Origin of the sequence: Pseudonocardia hispaniensis (assembly GCF_042658695.1) — a bacterium.
GTDB classification, from domain to species: domain Bacteria; phylum Actinomycetota; class Actinomycetes; order Mycobacteriales; family Pseudonocardiaceae; genus Pseudonocardia; species Pseudonocardia hispaniensis.
On the sequence record NZ_JBHSQW010000014.1, the window covers coordinates 22,221 to 36,398 of the forward strand.

The window sequence follows — 14,178 nt, forward strand, 5'->3', positions numbered from 1 at the left end:
GAGTCGCGGTATTTCCGCGACCGAGTCGGGGCAGATCCGCGCTCGGCCGCGAGATGAGCCGGCTGCGATGATCGCCGGACTTCGTGCGCAGCAGATCGAGCACGTCGCCGCGCATCACCTCCGCCGGGATCCGACCCGACCGCCACCGCAAACGGACGTTCATCCGATTCTGGGTCCGGTCGCGAGGTGTCCGGGGGTGTCTCGCCCTGCCTTTACAGGCGGCTGGGCTCAACGGGCAGCAGCCGACTGAGCTCGTTCGCCGCCTGCTGAAGCGGCCGCTGCTGAGCGATCATCCGACGCGCACGGGTGAATGCCCTTGCGGCGTTGACCGACAGGACCCCGCTCAGCCGCCCGGCCCGACCGGAGAGGATCAGGAATACCGGGGCGTCCGGGTCCTCGAGCAGCGTCAGACAGTCCGCGCCCGCCCGTCCCGCGAACTGAATCCTGACGTCGTACTGGTCGGACCAGAAGTAGGGGACGGAGGCGAACGGCGTGCGCTCGGCCGGGGCGGCGAGCAGATTGCGGGCCGCGGCGGCGCCCTGCTCGATGGCGTTGGACCAGTGCTCGATCCGCATCCGCTCACCGAACAGCGGATTCGTCCAGCTGACGACATCCCCGGCCGCTGTGATCTCAGGTGGGCCTGCGGTCAGGTACTCGTCGCAGCGCAATCCCGCCGTGATGTCCAAACCGCTGTCGGCCAGCCATCCCACCGCGGGGGTTGCGCCGATGCCCACCAGGACGGCGTCGCCGGGCAAGACGGTGCCATCGTCGAGTTGGACGCCCTCCACTCGCAAGCTGCCGATGACTGCACGAACGTTCCGGCCCAATCGGAACAGGACGCCGTGCTCCCGATGCAACCGGCCCAACGCAGCGCCGATCCGCGGGCCGAGCACTGCCTGCATGGGGGTGGGGAGTGGATCGACGACGGTGACCTCGGCGCCGAGCGACCGGGCGGCGGCCGCGGCCTCCATCCCGATGAACCCGGCGCCGATCACGACGAGCCGGGCCCCGGCCCGCAGCTCCGCGCGCAGCGCCATACAGTCGGCCAGGGTGCGCAGGGTGTGCAGACCGGGACGCGGGTCGGCGCCGGGCAATGTGCGGGCGGCGCAGCCAGTCGCGATGATCAAACCGTCGTAGGCAACCGCGGCGCCGTCGGCGGTCCGGACCTCGCGACGGTCGGGATCCAGCCCGGTCGCGCGAACGCCGACGCGCACCTCGATCCGCGCCGCCGCGAGCTCCCCGCCGTTCCGTAGCGCCGCGCGGCCGGGTTGCCATTCGCCGGTGAGGACCTGTTTCGAGAGCGGAGGACGGTCATAGGGCGGTTCGTCCTCGGCGCCCAGGAGCGTGACCGGTCCGTCGTAGCCGTGCTCGCGCAACGCCTCGGCGGCGTGCAGGCCGGCCAGCGAGCCGCCGACCACGACGATGCCGCGGCCTGTCGTGGGAAGGGCGGTATCGGATGCGCGCATCGATGTTCGAGTCTCTCCGTGGACGAGAGCGGCGGGGCGCGCTGGGGTGCCCCGCCGCTCGGGAACGGCCGTCAGGCTTGGACGGAGCCGATATCGATCGTGCTCAGCCCGGCGGCCAGGGCGTGGTCGACTGCGCTGCGGGTCTCCGCCGGATCCAGATCGAACGCAGATGTGGACAGCAGCGCCGAGGCGTCGACGACGGCGTCCACAACGCCCGCCCGGATCTCCTCGACCCAGCCGGCGATCAGTGGCCGGTTGTCCGCCGTGTCCTCGATCGCGACCTCGGCGAGCGCGATCGACCAGCGACGGCTGCGGATGGTGTCCAACTGCAGGTTGCGATGCAGCATCGCGGTGAGGTCGTCGCCGTTGGCGGCGGCGGCCTCGGCGAGCCGCAGGTTGAACACGGCGTCGACCGCGGGTTTGACCACGAAGTTGAGCTGGGTGAACACCTTGCCCCAGTCTCGCTCCGCGAGCAGCAGCTCGACGACCTTTCGCAGCGGCTGCCAGGCCGCATCCCGCTCCCAGCGGGCGCGGTCGTCGTCCCCGAGCCCCAGGTCCGGGTGGTGCAGCTGCAGCTGCCGGGTCTGATAGGCGATCCGCTGGATGCGGCGCAGCTCGTCACCGGCCTGGAAGGCGACCGCGTTGCTGATGTAGCTCGATGGCGCCATCGACATCACGTAGGTGGCCGACATCAGCAGTGCGTGTCCGAGGTAGCGGAACGGGGTGTAGCCCCCGCGCAGGGCGCGCAGCCACTCCGGGGTCAGTGCCGCGTAGGAGCCGCGACCCTCGTGATCGTCGATCAGGCCGTCCACGTACGTTTCGGCCTCGTCCTGCATCCGCACGTAGGTGCGGTAGACCAGCATGTCGGGGTCACGGAAGCGGTTCCAGTCCGCGCACCGGAACGGCGACTCGTTGCGATGCTCGACATACCAGCGGTTCCAGACGTGGTCCGGGGACATCTCCCACGGGCTCTGCCCGGGCTTGTAGTGCCAGTGCAGGTCGTGAGAGACGAACTCGTACTCGGTGGGGACCTTGCGCTCGGTGTAGCGGCTCCAGCTGCGCCGCTTGCGGGTGGGTGCGCTCATGCCTCAGCTCTCCTTGGGGGTCGGGCGGGCGGCGCCCTGCCGGGAGTGCCACACGATGTCGTCGGTGGTGGTGATGATGTGGCCGGCGAAGAAGGCCATGTGGGGTTCGACGTCACCGATCCGCACCGGGCGCCCGGCCAGTTCGCTCAGTGTCCGGCGGGTCAGCCGGCAACGCCCGGGAGTGTGGATGCGGATGTAGGAGCCCTCGTCGCGGACCTGGACCTCCGCGTCGGGGTTGTCCTCGGCGATCGCCTCGGCCACGAGCTCGGCCATCTCGCCGGCCTGCATGATGGGACCGACCAACGCGGCGTCGGCGGAGACCGACGGCCCGTCGGGGCTCGGCGCCTTGGTCTGGGTCATGTCTGGGATGCCTTTCGTGGGTGACTCCGCGGGACGCGGACGAACAACTCGCCGTCGCGGACCTCGGTCGGGTACTCGGTGAGGCGGGCGTTGGTCGGGTTGATCCCGGCACCGCTGCATGCGTCGAACTCCCACATGTGCGCGGGGCAGGTGATGATCTCCCCGTCGAAGTCCGCGTCCTCGAGCGTGTTGTCCTGATGCGGACAGATGCCCTGGAACGCGCGGAGCCGGCCGGCGGTGTTCACCAGGATCACCGCGGTGCCGTCGGGCAGCCGGTGGAAGGACATCTCGCCCTCCCAGACATCGTCGGCCGCGCACAGCCGCTCCCAGGCGGCCTCGGAGAGGGTCGTCATCACGCCGTCACCGGTCCGCGTAGGAGACGATCACTTCTTCCATCGGCGCCACACCCTCCTGGGCTGCTGTCAGCGAGTTGTCGAGGACGCGGCCGGCGTACTCGACCTGCATCGGCCGGTTCTGGGGCGGCACCCGGCGGTCGACCGAGTGCTCCGCGCATTTGTGCGCGACCTCGGCGATGGTGTCGGTGTCCTCGATGAGGACGAGGCTGTAGAGGAAGTCGCCGCGGAAGTGCGCGACGACCGGCATGGGGTTGCCCATGATCGTCTCCTATCAGGCCGTGCGGGCCCAGGCGTAGTCGAGCGCGTCCTTGCCGGCGACCTCCGGGGTGATGCCCATGTAGCTCAAGGCCCCACCCAGGTCGGGCGGCTGGATCTGACCGGTGACGAATCGGTCGATCAGCGACTCGTGGCCGACGTACTTCTCCGGCTCCCGCTCGAAGATCCACTGGCAGGGGTCCGAGCAGAACCGGTAGGTTCGGCCATCGCGCCGGATGACCCGCAGCGGTGCCGCATGCTCACGCCACACCGTCATCGGCAGGTGGCACATGTTGCAGGTGACCGGCAGCGTCGAGGGAAGCGTGAGCTCCTCGCGCCCGCTGCGGGCGTTCTGGACGATAACGTCCCACTTGCGGCCCCAGGTCTGCTCCCACTTCGGGTACTTGGTGGCCAGCCACTCCCGCTCCTCGGGGGAGACACCCGCCGCGGGATCCCACCACAACGTCGGCCGGTAGGTCCACGAACCCAGGTGCATCGAGTGGTGGAAGTTGTCCACCTCGTCGAGCAGCTGGCCCCAGTACCACGGCAGGTCCAGACCTGCGTCGAGCATGTACTTGGCGAACTGGTCGAGGACCAGCTCCTCCATGAACTCCTTGAACGAGTGCCTCCGGTGTTCCAGCGGCATGTAGTAGTCCATGCCCATTCCGGTCAGCAGCGCGAAGACCTTCCAGGTGCGCCAGACGGCCTTGTCCACAACGTACTGGGCGTGTTCGGGATCGTGGTGGCGCAGCACCTCGATCACCGCGGCGCCCTGCTGGGAGTGCCGGGCCTCGTCGGTCTGAATCGACTGCAGCAGCGAGGAGAACTCGACGTCACCGGCCTTCAGCGCGTCCGACGCCATGCCCAGGAACTGCAGGTTGGTGAAGGCGGTCTCGAAGACGAAGGTCTCGGCGATCGCGGCATCGACCGCGGTGCCGGCGAGGAACAGGTCGCTGAAGATCGACCGAGCGGTGATCGCCCCCCATTCGTTGGTGTGATACATCTTGTGCGCCCAGTCGAACTGGTCGTCCTGTTTGACGTAGGAATGCGGGAAGAACAACTGCAGTTGCCCGTGCCGGATCTCGTCGAGCATGCCCAGCGTCGCCACGGTGCGCCAGGCGGCCGACGGTGCGAACCGGGCGAGCTTCGCCTCGGACAGCCCGGCGAAGTACTCGGCGACCGACGCGATCCCGTAGTGCTCCTTGATGATCGCGCGCCACCGCGGGTCGGCGCCCTCGATGTACCGGGTACGGCCGACGGCGGTTTTCACCCCGTAGAGACCCTCGTCCTTCTGCCGCTGGATATCGACGTACTCGCGGTAGGAGACCTTGTACGGCTCGTCCCATTTCTCCCAGGCCTCGGCCGGCAGTCGGGAGCTGTCTGTGGCGAACTCTGGGAAGAGGATGTCTCGAGGTGCGTACTCTGGGGTCCAGTCGAGCTGACGTCCGAGATCGAACCAGTCCTCGCGTTTCAGGCTGGGCATGCTTCTCCTCTTCGCGTGCTTCCGTTCCTGTTGAGGAACCACGGTCTTGTAGGATGTGGCGTATGTAAAGGATCGATCCGGTCTGAGTGCGAACCGGATCGGTCTCAATCCCCGGGCCAGGGAAAATGGCGTGAATAACGGATCTTTGCCGGGTTTCCTCTTGTTCGGATTGCCGTGGGCTTGCACGATGGTGGACATGACAGGGGTGTGTGAATCGACCAGAAGAATCGGATCGAATGCATATTCCGATCCGGATCTCCGGCTTCCCTCGGTGGCTCGCGACCTTTCCGAGTTGGTTCCGGCGATCGCCGCTGTGCACCGGATGACGACCGCCGAGGTGCGTGAACTCGCGACCAGATGGCGGGGCTGTCGCGAATGGATCGCGGCCGAGCTCGACCGGGCCGACCTCGAGGGGGCCCGGCGGGAGGAGCTGCGCGTCTTCGAACGGCTCGGTCGGGCCGCCTGGCGCCTGGTCGAGCTGCGGACTCAGCAGGAACGGGCCGTGACGTGCCCGGCGTGCTGGTTCGTCGGGTTGGATCAACCGCCCTATCTGGCTTTCGAGGGACCGCCGAACGAACCGCTCAAACCGCCCTATGCCGTCCACTTCGGAGACCCGTCGCGGCAGCGCTGCCCGCGCTGCGGTTATGGGTTCGGGCTGGACGACGATCCCGACGACGGCAGCGATCCGATCAGCTTCGAGGTCTGGCGGTGGGACTGGCGGGATCGCGATTGTCCGTGGTTCGACGTGACGCGGCGGCCGGGAGGGTGAGCCGTCAGCGTACGGTCGTCGGAAGCTGAACGACCGGAATGCGGCTGTGCCCACCCTGCCGGGCCGGTTCGGGATCCCGGCCGGGCCGCTGGGGTGAGCCGAAGTCGTGATTGATGGTGTCGACGACCTCGCGCACCAGGCGTCGTTGTTCGGTGCGTCGCCACACCATGACGATCTCGACCGGTGGATGTTCGGCGAGCGGACGAACCGTGACGCCCGCCGCTGCGCCGTCGCGAACCGAGAGCGGGAACACGGCACTGCCGAGCCCGGCGGCGACCAGCCCGAGCAGTGTGCCGGTGTCCCGCGCCTCGTGCACGATGCGCGGCTGAAAACCCTCGGTCCGGCACGCGTTCTCGAACAGCCACCGGACGGCCGAGCCGCTGTCGGCGGGGAACGACACGAAGTCGTCGTTCGCCATCTCCGCCAGCGGGACCGCGTCGTAACCCGCGAGCGGGTGCCCGTCGGGGAGCACGACAGCCAACGACTCGACGAGCAGGGTGTGCATCACGAGTTCGGCGGGCGGCGGACAGTCGGGTCGGACCATGAAACCGATATCGATCCGCCCGTCAACGATCCCGTCGAGCTGAGTGGGGGTCAGCAGGTCGCTGCGCAGGTCGAGCGGCAACCGGCCGGTGGCGAGACGCACCAGCCGGAGGACGCGGCCCAGCAACGCGTTCGCCGAGCACGAGGTTCGCCGCCCATCCGCTGCTCGCGGCCGAGGTGCAACACCTCATCCTCGGCGGTCTGCTTTGGGGCCAGCCGCATACGTACCTCGACGAGTTGCGGGCTCCGGGCCGAGCGCCTCGGCCGCGCAATGTGAAGCTGGTCATGGACCTCATCGAGTCCCGCCCGGAGCATCCGTGGACGATCACCGAGCTCGCCACGTCCGTCGGGATCAGTGTCCGTTCGATCGAGGACGGTTTCCGCCGTCATGTGGGTATCTCCCCGATGGGTTACCTGCGCAGGTGCCGGCTGGATCGGGCGCACGGGGATCTGAGGGAGGCGTCGCCCGCCACCGTCACCGTCGGCGAGGTCGCCTATCGCTGGGGTTTCGCCCACGTGGGGCGCTTTGCCCGCGCCTACCGCGAGAGGTTCGGGCAGAACCCCTCGGAGACGCTGCGATCGCTGCATCCCTGACGTCGTCACCTGGCACTCCTTCGTGCTGACGTCGCAACGGTTCATGACGAGGCCGCGTCGAGGCGGTACGGCCAGCACCGTAGGGGGCCCTGTCCTTCCCGGCGAGCCTCGATCCGCAGACCCGATCCGAAGTTCGCATGAGACGTCCGCAACCATCCCGGCTCGCTCGCGGAATGACCGCGACTCGCGGTCGGAAATACCGCGACTCGCGGGGGAGGGGTCAGACGGTGGTGGGGGTGATGCGCTGGAGCAGGGCTTGGGTGTGCACCTGGGCGGGCAGCGTGCCGGCGGTCCGCCAGGGACCGTCGGGCAGGAACCGCGACGACACGAACGCCGAGGCCACCTCCTCCGGGGCATGCCGCAGCAGCAGCGAGCCCTGTAGGCACAACGCCAGCATCTCGGCCAGTCGCCGGGCGCGTCGCTCCTCGCGGGAACGAAGTTCGGTCCGCAGTTCGCGCACCCCGCGGTCGAACCACTCGTCGGCCCCGCTCGCCGCGTCGATCTCGGCCAGTACAGCGTCGACGGAGTCGGGCTCGCGGGTCACGGCACGCAGCACATCGAGTGCGGTGACGTTTCCGGACCCCTCCCAGATCGAGTTCAGCGGGGCTTCGCGGTAGAGCCGAGGCAGCCCGGAGTCCTCGACATACCCGTTGCCGCCCAGGCATTCCAGCGCCTCGGCCACGACCGTCGACGTCCGCTTGCAGACCAGGTACTTCGTGGCCGGGAGCGCGAGCCGCAGCAGGTGGCGCTCCCCGCGGTCGACCGCGCCCGCCAGCCGCAGCGCCAGCGAGGTCGCCGCCTCGGACTCCAGGGCGAGGTCGGCGATCACGGTCTGCATGAGCGGCGTGTCCGCGAGCCGTGAGCCGAACGCGCTGCGATGCGCCACGTGGTGCGCGGCCTCGGTCAGCGCGGCCCGGACGATCGCGGCCGAGCCCAGCACACAGTCCAATCGGGTCATCGAGACCATCTCGATGATCGTCGCCACGCCACGGCCCTCATCGCCGAGCCGCCAGCCGATCGCGCCGTCGTACTCGATCTCCGCCGAGGCGTTGGACCGGTTCCCCACCTTGTCCTTGAGCCGTTGCAGCCGGATCGGGTTGCGGCTGCCGTCGGGCAGCACCCGGGGCAGCACGAAACAGGTCAGCCCCCCGGGGGCCTGCGCCAGCGTCAGGAACAGATCGTTCATCGGCGCCGAGGTGAACCATTTGTGGCCGATGAGTTCGTAGGTGCCGTCCGACCGTGACGCCGCCACGGTCGTTCCCGACCGCACGTCGGAGCCGCCCTGCTTCTCGGTCATCGACATCCCGGCGAGCAGCCCGGACTTGGTGTCGGGCCGGGCGAGCCCGGGCTGGTACTCGCGGGCCATGAGGCCGGGCTCGAACCGCGCCATGAGGTCGGGGTCGTGCCGCAGCGCGGGGATCGCCGCGTAGGTCATCGAGATCGGGCAGCAATGTCCCTGCTCGAGTTGGTTCATCAGGTAGAAGCCCGCGGCGCGGGCGACGTGCGCCCCGGACCCGGGATCGGCCTGCCAGGGAGCGCCGTGCAGGCCCCACCCGACCGAGAGCGCCATCAGCCGATGCCAGGACGGATGGAACTCGACCTCGTCGATGCGGTGCCCGTACCGGTCATGGGTACGCAACACGGGGGGGTTCTCGTTGGCCAACCGGGCGTCCTCACGAGCCGGTTCGGAGGCGATGGTGCGGCCGAGCACGGCCAGGTTGTCCAGCGCGTCCCCGGCGCCCTCTCGGCGCACGGCGTCGACCAGCGCGGGGTCGCAGGCCAGCGGGTCGTACCCGGCGAGTGGCGGGACCTGGTTGAGCACCTCGTGGGTACCGAGGTCGGTCCCGACCGGCGCCGCGACCGGCCGGGGGCGGGTACGCGGCGCGCTCGTCACCCCGGTGGAGGACGACGGGCGCCCCGCCGTCGCCTCACCCGACTCGGTTCCGTTTCCTGGCGCCTCGACCGGGGTGGTCACGGTCTGTTCGGTGCCGCGCATCCGTCCATCCGTCACCCGGCCGAGACTAGCGGCGAACAACCCGATCGGGGCATGGCCACGCTGGACGGTGCGCGACCGCGCGTACCGTGACGGCAGATCTCCGACACCGGATGAGGGGGAGCGCATGCCGCGGGTGGCCGCAATCGACTGCGGAACCAATTCGATCCGGCTGCTCGTCGCGGACGTGGCCAGCACCGCGGGGACCCTCGACCTGCGTGACGTGCACCGCGAGATGCGCATCGTGCGGCTCGGCCAGGACGTGGACGCGACCGGCATGCTGGCGCCCGCGGCGTTGGAACGTACCCGCGCTGCGCTCGTCGACTACGTCGGGACGCTGCGCGCCGCGGGTGTCGAACGCATCCGGATGGTCGCGACATCGGCAACCCGCGACGCATCCAACCGCGAGGACTTCTTCGCCATGGTGCGCGACGTGCTCGGCGCCGAGGCCGAGGTGATCTCCGGGGAGGAGGAGGCGACGCTGTCGTTCGTGGGCGCGGTCGGTGACCTCGAGCCGGCCGACGGACCCTTCGTCGTCGTCGACGTGGGCGGCGGCTCGACCGAGCTCGTCGTCGGGTCGCTGGACGACGGCGCGGCGAGGGTGCACTCGGCCCGTTCGGTGGATATCGGCAGCGTCCGGCTCACCGAGCGCTGCCTGACCGGCGACCCGCCGAGCGGTGACGACATCGACAAGGCCCGCGCGGTCGCCACCACGATCCTGGACGAGGCGTTCGCCGCGGTCCCGGTCGAGGGCGTGCGCACCTGGGTCGGGGTGGCGGGCACCATCACCACCCTGTCGGCCATCGCGCAGCAGCTGCCCAGCTACGACCCCGATGCCGTGCACCTGTCCCGGCTCTCCCGCGACGAGCTCGGCGAGGTCGCCCAGCGTCTGCTGCGCACGCCGCGTTCCGAGCGCGCGAAGCTGGGCGCGTTGCATCCCGGACGGGTCGACGTCATCGGGGCCGGCGCGCTGATCGTCGATGTGCTGTCCGACGAGTTGCACGCGCGCGCGGGCATCTCCGAGCTCGTCATCAGCGAGCACGACATTCTCGACGGCATCGCCCGATCGATCGCCTGACCATGGTCCGTCACGCCTGCGTCGTTCCGGAGAGCATCGCGGCGCTCGACGCGGCGATCCTCGACTGCCGGGCCTGTCCGCGGCTGGTGACCTGGCGGGAGAAGGTGGCGGTGGACAAGCGCGCCGCGTTCCGCGAGCACGAGTACTGGGGACGTCCGGTGCCCGGCTTCGGCCCCCCGGATGCGGCGCTGCTGATCGTGGGCCTCGCGCCCGCGGCGCACGGGGGCAACCGCACCGGCCGCATGTTCACCGGGGACCGCTCCGGCGACGTCCTCTATGCGGCGCTGCACACCGTCGGCCTCGCCAACCAGGCCACAGCGGTTCATCGCGACGATGGGCTGGTGCTGCGCGGTACCCGGATCACCGCGCCGGTGCACTGCGCCCCGCCCGCGAACAAGCCGACCCCGGCCGAACGGGAGAACTGCCGGTTCTGGCTTGACACCGAGCTCACGCTGCTCGCGCCGACGCTGCGCGCGATCGTGGTGCTGGGTGGGTTCGGGTGGCAGGCGCTGCTGCCGGTGCTGGCGGCGACGGGCTGGGTGGTGCCGAAGCCGAGGCCCCGGTTCGGCCACGGTGCCCACACCGAGCTCGCCCCGGGCGCGCCGGGCCGTGCCCCGCTGCGCCTGTTCGGCAGCTACCACGTCAGCCAGCAGAACACCTTCACCGGACGGCTGACCCCCCAGATGTTGCAGGACGTGCTGGACGCCGCGGGCCGTGCGGCGGGGATCATCGGCGACGGACAGGGCGTACCCGAACGGCAGTCTTGACCTTGTTGACGGTGTGACGTATAGCGGAATCGGTCCTCTGCGTTGTGGGCGGACGGCCCTCGGATGCGAGCATGGACCCATGGCGCGCGACACGCGGATCGTGGTGGTTGGCGGCGGTTACGTCGGGATGTACACCGCTTTGCGGCTGCAGAAGAAACTGCGTCGCGCGGAGGCCTCCGTCACCGTGATCGATCCGCAGTCCCACATGACCTATCAGCCGTTCCTGCCCGAGGCGGCGGCCGGCTCGATCGAGCCCCGGCATGTGGTCGTGCCGCTGCGGAAGGTTCTGCGTCAATGCCACCATCTCACCGGGCGGGTCACCCGGATTGACCATTCGGTGCGGCAGGTCACCGCCGAGTTGGCCACCGGGCGGGTCGCCACCATCGACTACGACATCCTCGTCGTCGCACCCGGTTCGGTCGCGCGGGTACTGCCGATCCCGGGTCTGGCCGAGCACGGAATCGCGTTCAAGAACGTCGGCGAGGCCATTTTTCTGCGGAATCACGTCCTTTCGCGGCTCGACGAGGCCGCCGCGACGACCGACCCGAAACTTCGGCGCAAGTTGCTGACCTTCGTGGTGGTCGGCGGCGGGTACGCCGGGATCGAGGCGCTCGCCGAGTTGGCCGACATGGCCCGCTACGCCAGCCGCTACTACGACAACATCAACCGCGAGGACATCCGCTGGGTGCTTGTCGAGGCGGCGAACCGGATCATGCCCGAGGTGGGCCCGAAGCTGGGCCGCTACACCGTTGAGCGGCTGCTCGATGCGGATATCGAGGTCAACCTCGACACCCGGGTGACGAGCATGGTGGACGGGCACGTGGTGCTGGACGACGGTCAGTCCTTCGATGCGGACACGATCATCTGGACCGCCGGGGTCAGGCCGAACCCGATGCTGGACAACACCGACCTGCCGCGCGATTCCCGCGGGCGAGTCGACTGCACCGCGGAGCTACAGGTCGTCGGGATGCCGGACGTGTTCAGCGCCGGTGACTGCGCGGCGGTTCCCGATCTGTCCAAGGACGACCCGGACGCGACGACGAGCCCCTCGGCTCAGCACGCGGTGCGCCAGGCGAAGGTGCTGGCCGACAATGTGATCGCGCACCTGCGTGGCCGAAAGCTCACCCAGTACAAGCACTCCTACGCCGGCTCGGTGGCGAGTCTTGGCCTCTACAAGGGAGTCGCCGAGATCTACGGGATCAAGCTGCGCGGCATCGTCGCGTGGTTCATGCACCGCACCTACCACGTGAGCCGGATGCCGACCTGGAACCGGCGCATCCGGATCATCTTCGACTGGACGGGGGCGCTGGTGCTGGGCCGCGAGGTCGTTGCGCTGGGCCAGATCCACGCCCCACGCGCGGAGTTCAGCCGCGTCGTCGGCAGCCCCGCTCCGGCCGCGCCATCCGCCGAGCCGGTGCGCCTGGCCATGGACGCGGCCGCCGAGCGCGTCGGGGTCTGAGCGGGGCCCGCGGGGCGCCGGGCCGTCGCCCGTAGGCTGTGGCCCGCGCCCCCGTAGCCCAATCGGCAGAGGCAGGCCCCTTAAAAGGGTCACAGTGTGGGTTCGAATCCCACCGGGGGCACCCCGCCTGACCGGCCCGACCATGCTCTGAGCTGAGGATTCCCTCATCTCTCGTTGCCGGTGTTGTCCGGCTGATCACGCTCAATACGCGCCAAAGTTCCGTCCCGAGGGGCGGCGGGCGGCGTCCTCGGCGCTCAGCGCGTCGACACGGGCCTTGCGCCACACACGGCAGTACGTGCTCTCGGCGCGCTGAACGCCGCGGACTCCGTGGGACAGGAGGCCGTCGGGCGAGTTGCCGACCGCTCCGATGTGGTCATGAAGCAGCGCCCTCAGTTCGGGAGGACGCGGGTTGTGCCGCGGGCACGGTGCTCGAGCTGCCGTTCCTCCCGAGTCGATCCACGAGGCACCGGCTACCCGGCCCCACTACCGAACGGGACCGAAAGGCCGAGTTGTGCCGCTTCGGCCGGCGTACGGGATCAGCGGCGCCGTCGTTTCCCGCCGATCTTGCGGGGCGAAGCAGTGGGCCAGTCGAGCGGTAGCCTGCCTGAGTCATCCAGCTCACCGAAGAGGCGGCCGAGCCGACGCAGCTCGGTGACAGCGAGGATTCTGCGGTCGGGCGGGAACGGGCACGGTGAGTCGCGGACGCTCGACCACGCGCGCTCGATCTCGCGCGTCGCGGCGGTGTCACTCAGCTGCAGGCCCCGGTGCACCGCTGCGACCAGGATCTCGGCGAGAGCCAGCTCGTCGGCGTTGGCCCGGCGGACCGCCTGTGATCGGGCTGCGTCGTTGTGCCGCCGCCTGCCGGAGAGGATCTGCAGGCTGTCGAACAGGGCCCCGGTGGCGATGCTGCCCCACAATCCGCGCCGCAGGCCGAGGTCGCGTTCGGTGACGAAGTGAGCGAGATCGTGCGGGACCGTGTTCGCGCGGTCGTACGAGGTCAGCAGGAGCCGGACTCCATCTGGGCGGTCAATCGTGGCCAAAGAACCTCCGCCTTTGCGCCTCGCGAACTCGACGTGCACGAGCCAATCCTCGCCGCCGTACCCTGCCCCTGCATCCCGATAACTCACCACCGGCGAGCGGGCCGTGGGCGTCACAGGCCAACCCAGCGCTCGTGCCGTCGCCGGCCACGGCATGGAGACCGTCGGCGATCTCTTGGGGCGCCCGCGTGTGCGTGGCAAGGACCTGTCGCTCGTGCCCCACGTCGCGCCCAGCACACGCCACTCACGAGCCAGCGGGCACGGCGTTCGGGGGACGACGTCCGCCAGATCCTCAGAGGGGCAGCTCGTCGGTACGGCCAAGGCCAGCCGCTGCCAGCGCTACGTCCACGCCGTCGTCGTAGCGAATGACCCGGCAGATCCGTCCGGCCCGCACACCGAACTCTGTCGCGACGGTGTGGACATCAGCACTGGCGGCCCAGCTGGCCTTCTGCACCGCGACGGCGGTATCGCCGCGTCCAAACAATTGCACGGTCTCCAGTGAGATGCCCGAACTGGCTACCCACCGACGGAAGACGTTCAGCCCGGACGCCGAGCCCCGCGGGCCTCCGACCTCGATGTCGTCGGTGACGAGACCGGCCGCCGCCTCGACATCGCCGGCGGTGACTGCCTGCTCGAATGCGCGCACCAGATCCAGATTCACGATGACCATGCTGCACCTTTGTGCAAGTTCAGATCACGACGTGCGCTCCGCCCACATCCGGCGTCGTTCAGTCGAGCAGCCTCATGCAGACGGGCGAGCGATCTCGCCGACCGTCATGCCGTCGGCGACCATGGAGACAACGGTGGCGACCGGGATGCGCATACCGCGGATCGTCGGGACGCCACCCATCAGGTCGGGATCCACTGTGATCCGGTCGAAGGTCATGTGCCGACGGTACGGCGGTTTGCGAGCCTGGCCCAGAATCGACGTGC

At 69.5% G+C, this 14,178-nt stretch carries 16 protein-coding genes and 1 tRNA gene; 6 read left to right on the forward strand and 11 right to left on the reverse strand.

Going from position 1 to position 14,178, the window contains the following annotated elements:
• Positions 1 to 212: 212 nt before the first annotated feature.
• The 6 genes from ACFQE5_RS06420 to ACFQE5_RS06445 form a co-directional block, all read right to left on the reverse strand.
• On the reverse strand, positions 213 to 1,466 hold the full coding sequence (locus tag ACFQE5_RS06420) for an NAD(P)/FAD-dependent oxidoreductase (protein WP_379583851.1): 1,254 nt from the start codon (positions 1,464 to 1,466) through the stop codon (positions 213 to 215).
• Positions 1,467 to 1,537: 71 nt separating this feature from the next.
• The gene (locus tag ACFQE5_RS06425) at positions 1,538 to 2,551 is read right to left on the reverse strand and encodes a hypothetical protein (protein WP_379583853.1); all 1,014 of its coding nucleotides are present in this window, start codon (positions 2,549 to 2,551) and stop codon (positions 1,538 to 1,540) included.
• A 3-nt stretch (positions 2,552 to 2,554) separates the two neighbouring features.
• Positions 2,555 to 2,911, reverse strand: coding sequence for an MmoB/DmpM family protein (locus ACFQE5_RS06430; protein WP_379583855.1), 357 nt, complete (start codon positions 2,909 to 2,911; stop codon positions 2,555 to 2,557).
• Positions 2,908 to 3,264 (reverse strand): Rieske 2Fe-2S domain-containing protein, encoded by a 357-nt coding sequence (locus ACFQE5_RS06435; protein WP_379583857.1) that lies wholly within the window; start codon positions 3,262 to 3,264, stop codon positions 2,908 to 2,910. Before ACFQE5_RS06435 ends, ACFQE5_RS06430 begins: the two co-directional genes overlap by 4 nt.
• A 7-nt stretch (positions 3,265 to 3,271) precedes the next feature.
• Positions 3,272 to 3,526, reverse strand: coding sequence for a toluene-4-monooxygenase system B family protein (locus ACFQE5_RS06440; RefSeq protein ID WP_379583861.1), 255 nt, complete (start codon positions 3,524 to 3,526; stop codon positions 3,272 to 3,274).
• A gap of 12 nt (positions 3,527 to 3,538) precedes the next feature.
• On the reverse strand, positions 3,539 to 5,005 hold the full coding sequence (locus ACFQE5_RS06445) for a YHS domain-containing protein (protein WP_379583863.1): 1,467 nt from the start codon (positions 5,003 to 5,005) through the stop codon (positions 3,539 to 3,541).
• 55 nt (positions 5,006 to 5,060) lie between these two features.
• Here ACFQE5_RS06445 and ACFQE5_RS06450 point away from each other — a divergent pair, with 55 nt between their 5' ends.
• Positions 5,061 to 5,774, forward strand: coding sequence for a hypothetical protein (locus ACFQE5_RS06450; protein ID WP_379583865.1), 714 nt, complete (start codon positions 5,061 to 5,063; stop codon positions 5,772 to 5,774).
• Between the two features lie 4 nt (positions 5,775 to 5,778).
• Here ACFQE5_RS06450 and ACFQE5_RS06455 read toward each other — a convergent pair whose 3' ends face one another.
• Positions 5,779 to 6,444, reverse strand: a complete 666-nt coding sequence (locus ACFQE5_RS06455; protein ID WP_379583867.1) for a LysR family substrate-binding domain-containing protein — start codon at positions 6,442 to 6,444, stop codon at positions 5,779 to 5,781.
• A 158-nt stretch (positions 6,445 to 6,602) separates the two neighbouring features.
• Here ACFQE5_RS06455 and ACFQE5_RS06460 point away from each other — a divergent pair, with 158 nt between their 5' ends.
• Positions 6,603 to 6,911, forward strand: a complete 309-nt coding sequence (locus ACFQE5_RS06460; RefSeq protein WP_379583869.1) for a helix-turn-helix transcriptional regulator — start codon at positions 6,603 to 6,605, stop codon at positions 6,909 to 6,911.
• Positions 6,912 to 7,131: 220 nt separating this feature from the next.
• Here the strand turns inward: ACFQE5_RS06460 and ACFQE5_RS06465 are convergent, their stop codons facing one another.
• Positions 7,132 to 8,922, reverse strand: a complete 1,791-nt coding sequence (locus ACFQE5_RS06465; RefSeq protein WP_379583871.1) for an acyl-CoA dehydrogenase family protein — start codon at positions 8,920 to 8,922, stop codon at positions 7,132 to 7,134.
• 109 nt (positions 8,923 to 9,031) lie between these two features.
• On the opposite strand from ACFQE5_RS06465, the gene ACFQE5_RS06470 reads away from it, so the two are divergent.
• The 4 genes from ACFQE5_RS06470 to ACFQE5_RS06485 all read left to right on the forward strand — a co-directional run bounded on the left by ACFQE5_RS06470 (position 9,032) and on the right by ACFQE5_RS06485 (position 12,329).
• The gene (locus ACFQE5_RS06470) at positions 9,032 to 9,982 is read left to right on the forward strand and encodes a Ppx/GppA phosphatase family protein (RefSeq protein ID WP_379583873.1); all 951 of its coding nucleotides are present in this window, start codon (positions 9,032 to 9,034) and stop codon (positions 9,980 to 9,982) included.
• A 2-nt stretch (positions 9,983 to 9,984) separates the two neighbouring features.
• On the forward strand, positions 9,985 to 10,749 hold the full coding sequence (locus tag ACFQE5_RS06475; RefSeq protein ID WP_379583875.1) for a uracil-DNA glycosylase: 765 nt from the start codon (positions 9,985 to 9,987) through the stop codon (positions 10,747 to 10,749).
• 79 nt (positions 10,750 to 10,828) lie between these two features.
• On the forward strand, positions 10,829 to 12,208 hold the full coding sequence (locus tag ACFQE5_RS06480) for an NAD(P)/FAD-dependent oxidoreductase (protein ID WP_379583877.1): 1,380 nt from the start codon (positions 10,829 to 10,831) through the stop codon (positions 12,206 to 12,208).
• Positions 12,209 to 12,255: 47 nt separating this feature from the next.
• Positions 12,256 to 12,329, forward strand: a tRNA-Leu gene (locus ACFQE5_RS06485).
• Positions 12,330 to 12,744: 415 nt separating this feature from the next.
• Here the strand turns inward: ACFQE5_RS06485 and ACFQE5_RS06490 are convergent.
• The 3 genes from ACFQE5_RS06490 to ACFQE5_RS06500 all read right to left on the reverse strand — a co-directional run bounded on the left by ACFQE5_RS06490 (position 12,745) and on the right by ACFQE5_RS06500 (position 14,131).
• Complete coding sequence (locus ACFQE5_RS06490; RefSeq protein ID WP_379583879.1) at positions 12,745 to 13,248, reverse strand: hypothetical protein; 504 nt, start codon at positions 13,246 to 13,248, stop codon at positions 12,745 to 12,747.
• Between the two features lie 289 nt (positions 13,249 to 13,537).
• Positions 13,538 to 13,915 (reverse strand): nuclear transport factor 2 family protein, encoded by a 378-nt coding sequence (locus ACFQE5_RS06495; protein WP_379583881.1) that lies wholly within the window; start codon positions 13,913 to 13,915, stop codon positions 13,538 to 13,540.
• Between the two features lie 72 nt (positions 13,916 to 13,987).
• Entirely contained in the window at positions 13,988 to 14,131 is a 144-nt protein-coding gene (locus tag ACFQE5_RS06500; RefSeq protein WP_379583883.1) for a DUF433 domain-containing protein, read from the reverse strand.
• Positions 14,132 to 14,178: the final 47 nt, after the last annotated feature.

Excerpts from the sequence above, each read along its gene's own strand:
- ACFQE5_RS06420 (WP_379583851.1), bottom strand. The coding sequence starts at position 1,466 with ATGCGCGCATCCGATACCGCCCTTCCCACGACAGGCCGCGGCATCGTC.
- ACFQE5_RS06500 (WP_379583883.1), bottom strand. The coding sequence starts at position 14,131 with ATGACCTTCGACCGGATCACAGTGGATCCCGACCTGATGGGTGGCGTC.
- ACFQE5_RS06435 (WP_379583857.1), bottom strand. The coding sequence starts at position 3,264 with ATGACGACCCTCTCCGAGGCCGCCTGGGAGCGGCTGTGCGCGGCCGAC.
- ACFQE5_RS06470 (WP_379583873.1), top strand. The coding sequence starts at position 9,032 with ATGCCGCGGGTGGCCGCAATCGACTGCGGAACCAATTCGATCCGGCTG.
- ACFQE5_RS06430 (WP_379583855.1), bottom strand. The coding sequence starts at position 2,911 with ATGACCCAGACCAAGGCGCCGAGCCCCGACGGGCCGTCGGTCTCCGCC.
- ACFQE5_RS06475 (WP_379583875.1), top strand. The coding sequence starts at position 9,985 with ATGGTCCGTCACGCCTGCGTCGTTCCGGAGAGCATCGCGGCGCTCGAC.
- ACFQE5_RS06460 (WP_379583869.1), top strand. The coding sequence starts at position 6,603 with ATGGACCTCATCGAGTCCCGCCCGGAGCATCCGTGGACGATCACCGAG.
- ACFQE5_RS06440 (WP_379583861.1), bottom strand. The coding sequence starts at position 3,526 with ATGGGCAACCCCATGCCGGTCGTCGCGCACTTCCGCGGCGACTTCCTC.
- ACFQE5_RS06495 (WP_379583881.1), bottom strand. The coding sequence starts at position 13,915 with ATGGTCATCGTGAATCTGGATCTGGTGCGCGCATTCGAGCAGGCAGTC.
- ACFQE5_RS06445 (WP_379583863.1), bottom strand. The coding sequence starts at position 5,005 with ATGCCCAGCCTGAAACGCGAGGACTGGTTCGATCTCGGACGTCAGCTC.
- ACFQE5_RS06480 (WP_379583877.1), top strand. The coding sequence starts at position 10,829 with ATGGCGCGCGACACGCGGATCGTGGTGGTTGGCGGCGGTTACGTCGGG.
- ACFQE5_RS06425 (WP_379583853.1), bottom strand. The coding sequence starts at position 2,551 with ATGAGCGCACCCACCCGCAAGCGGCGCAGCTGGAGCCGCTACACCGAG.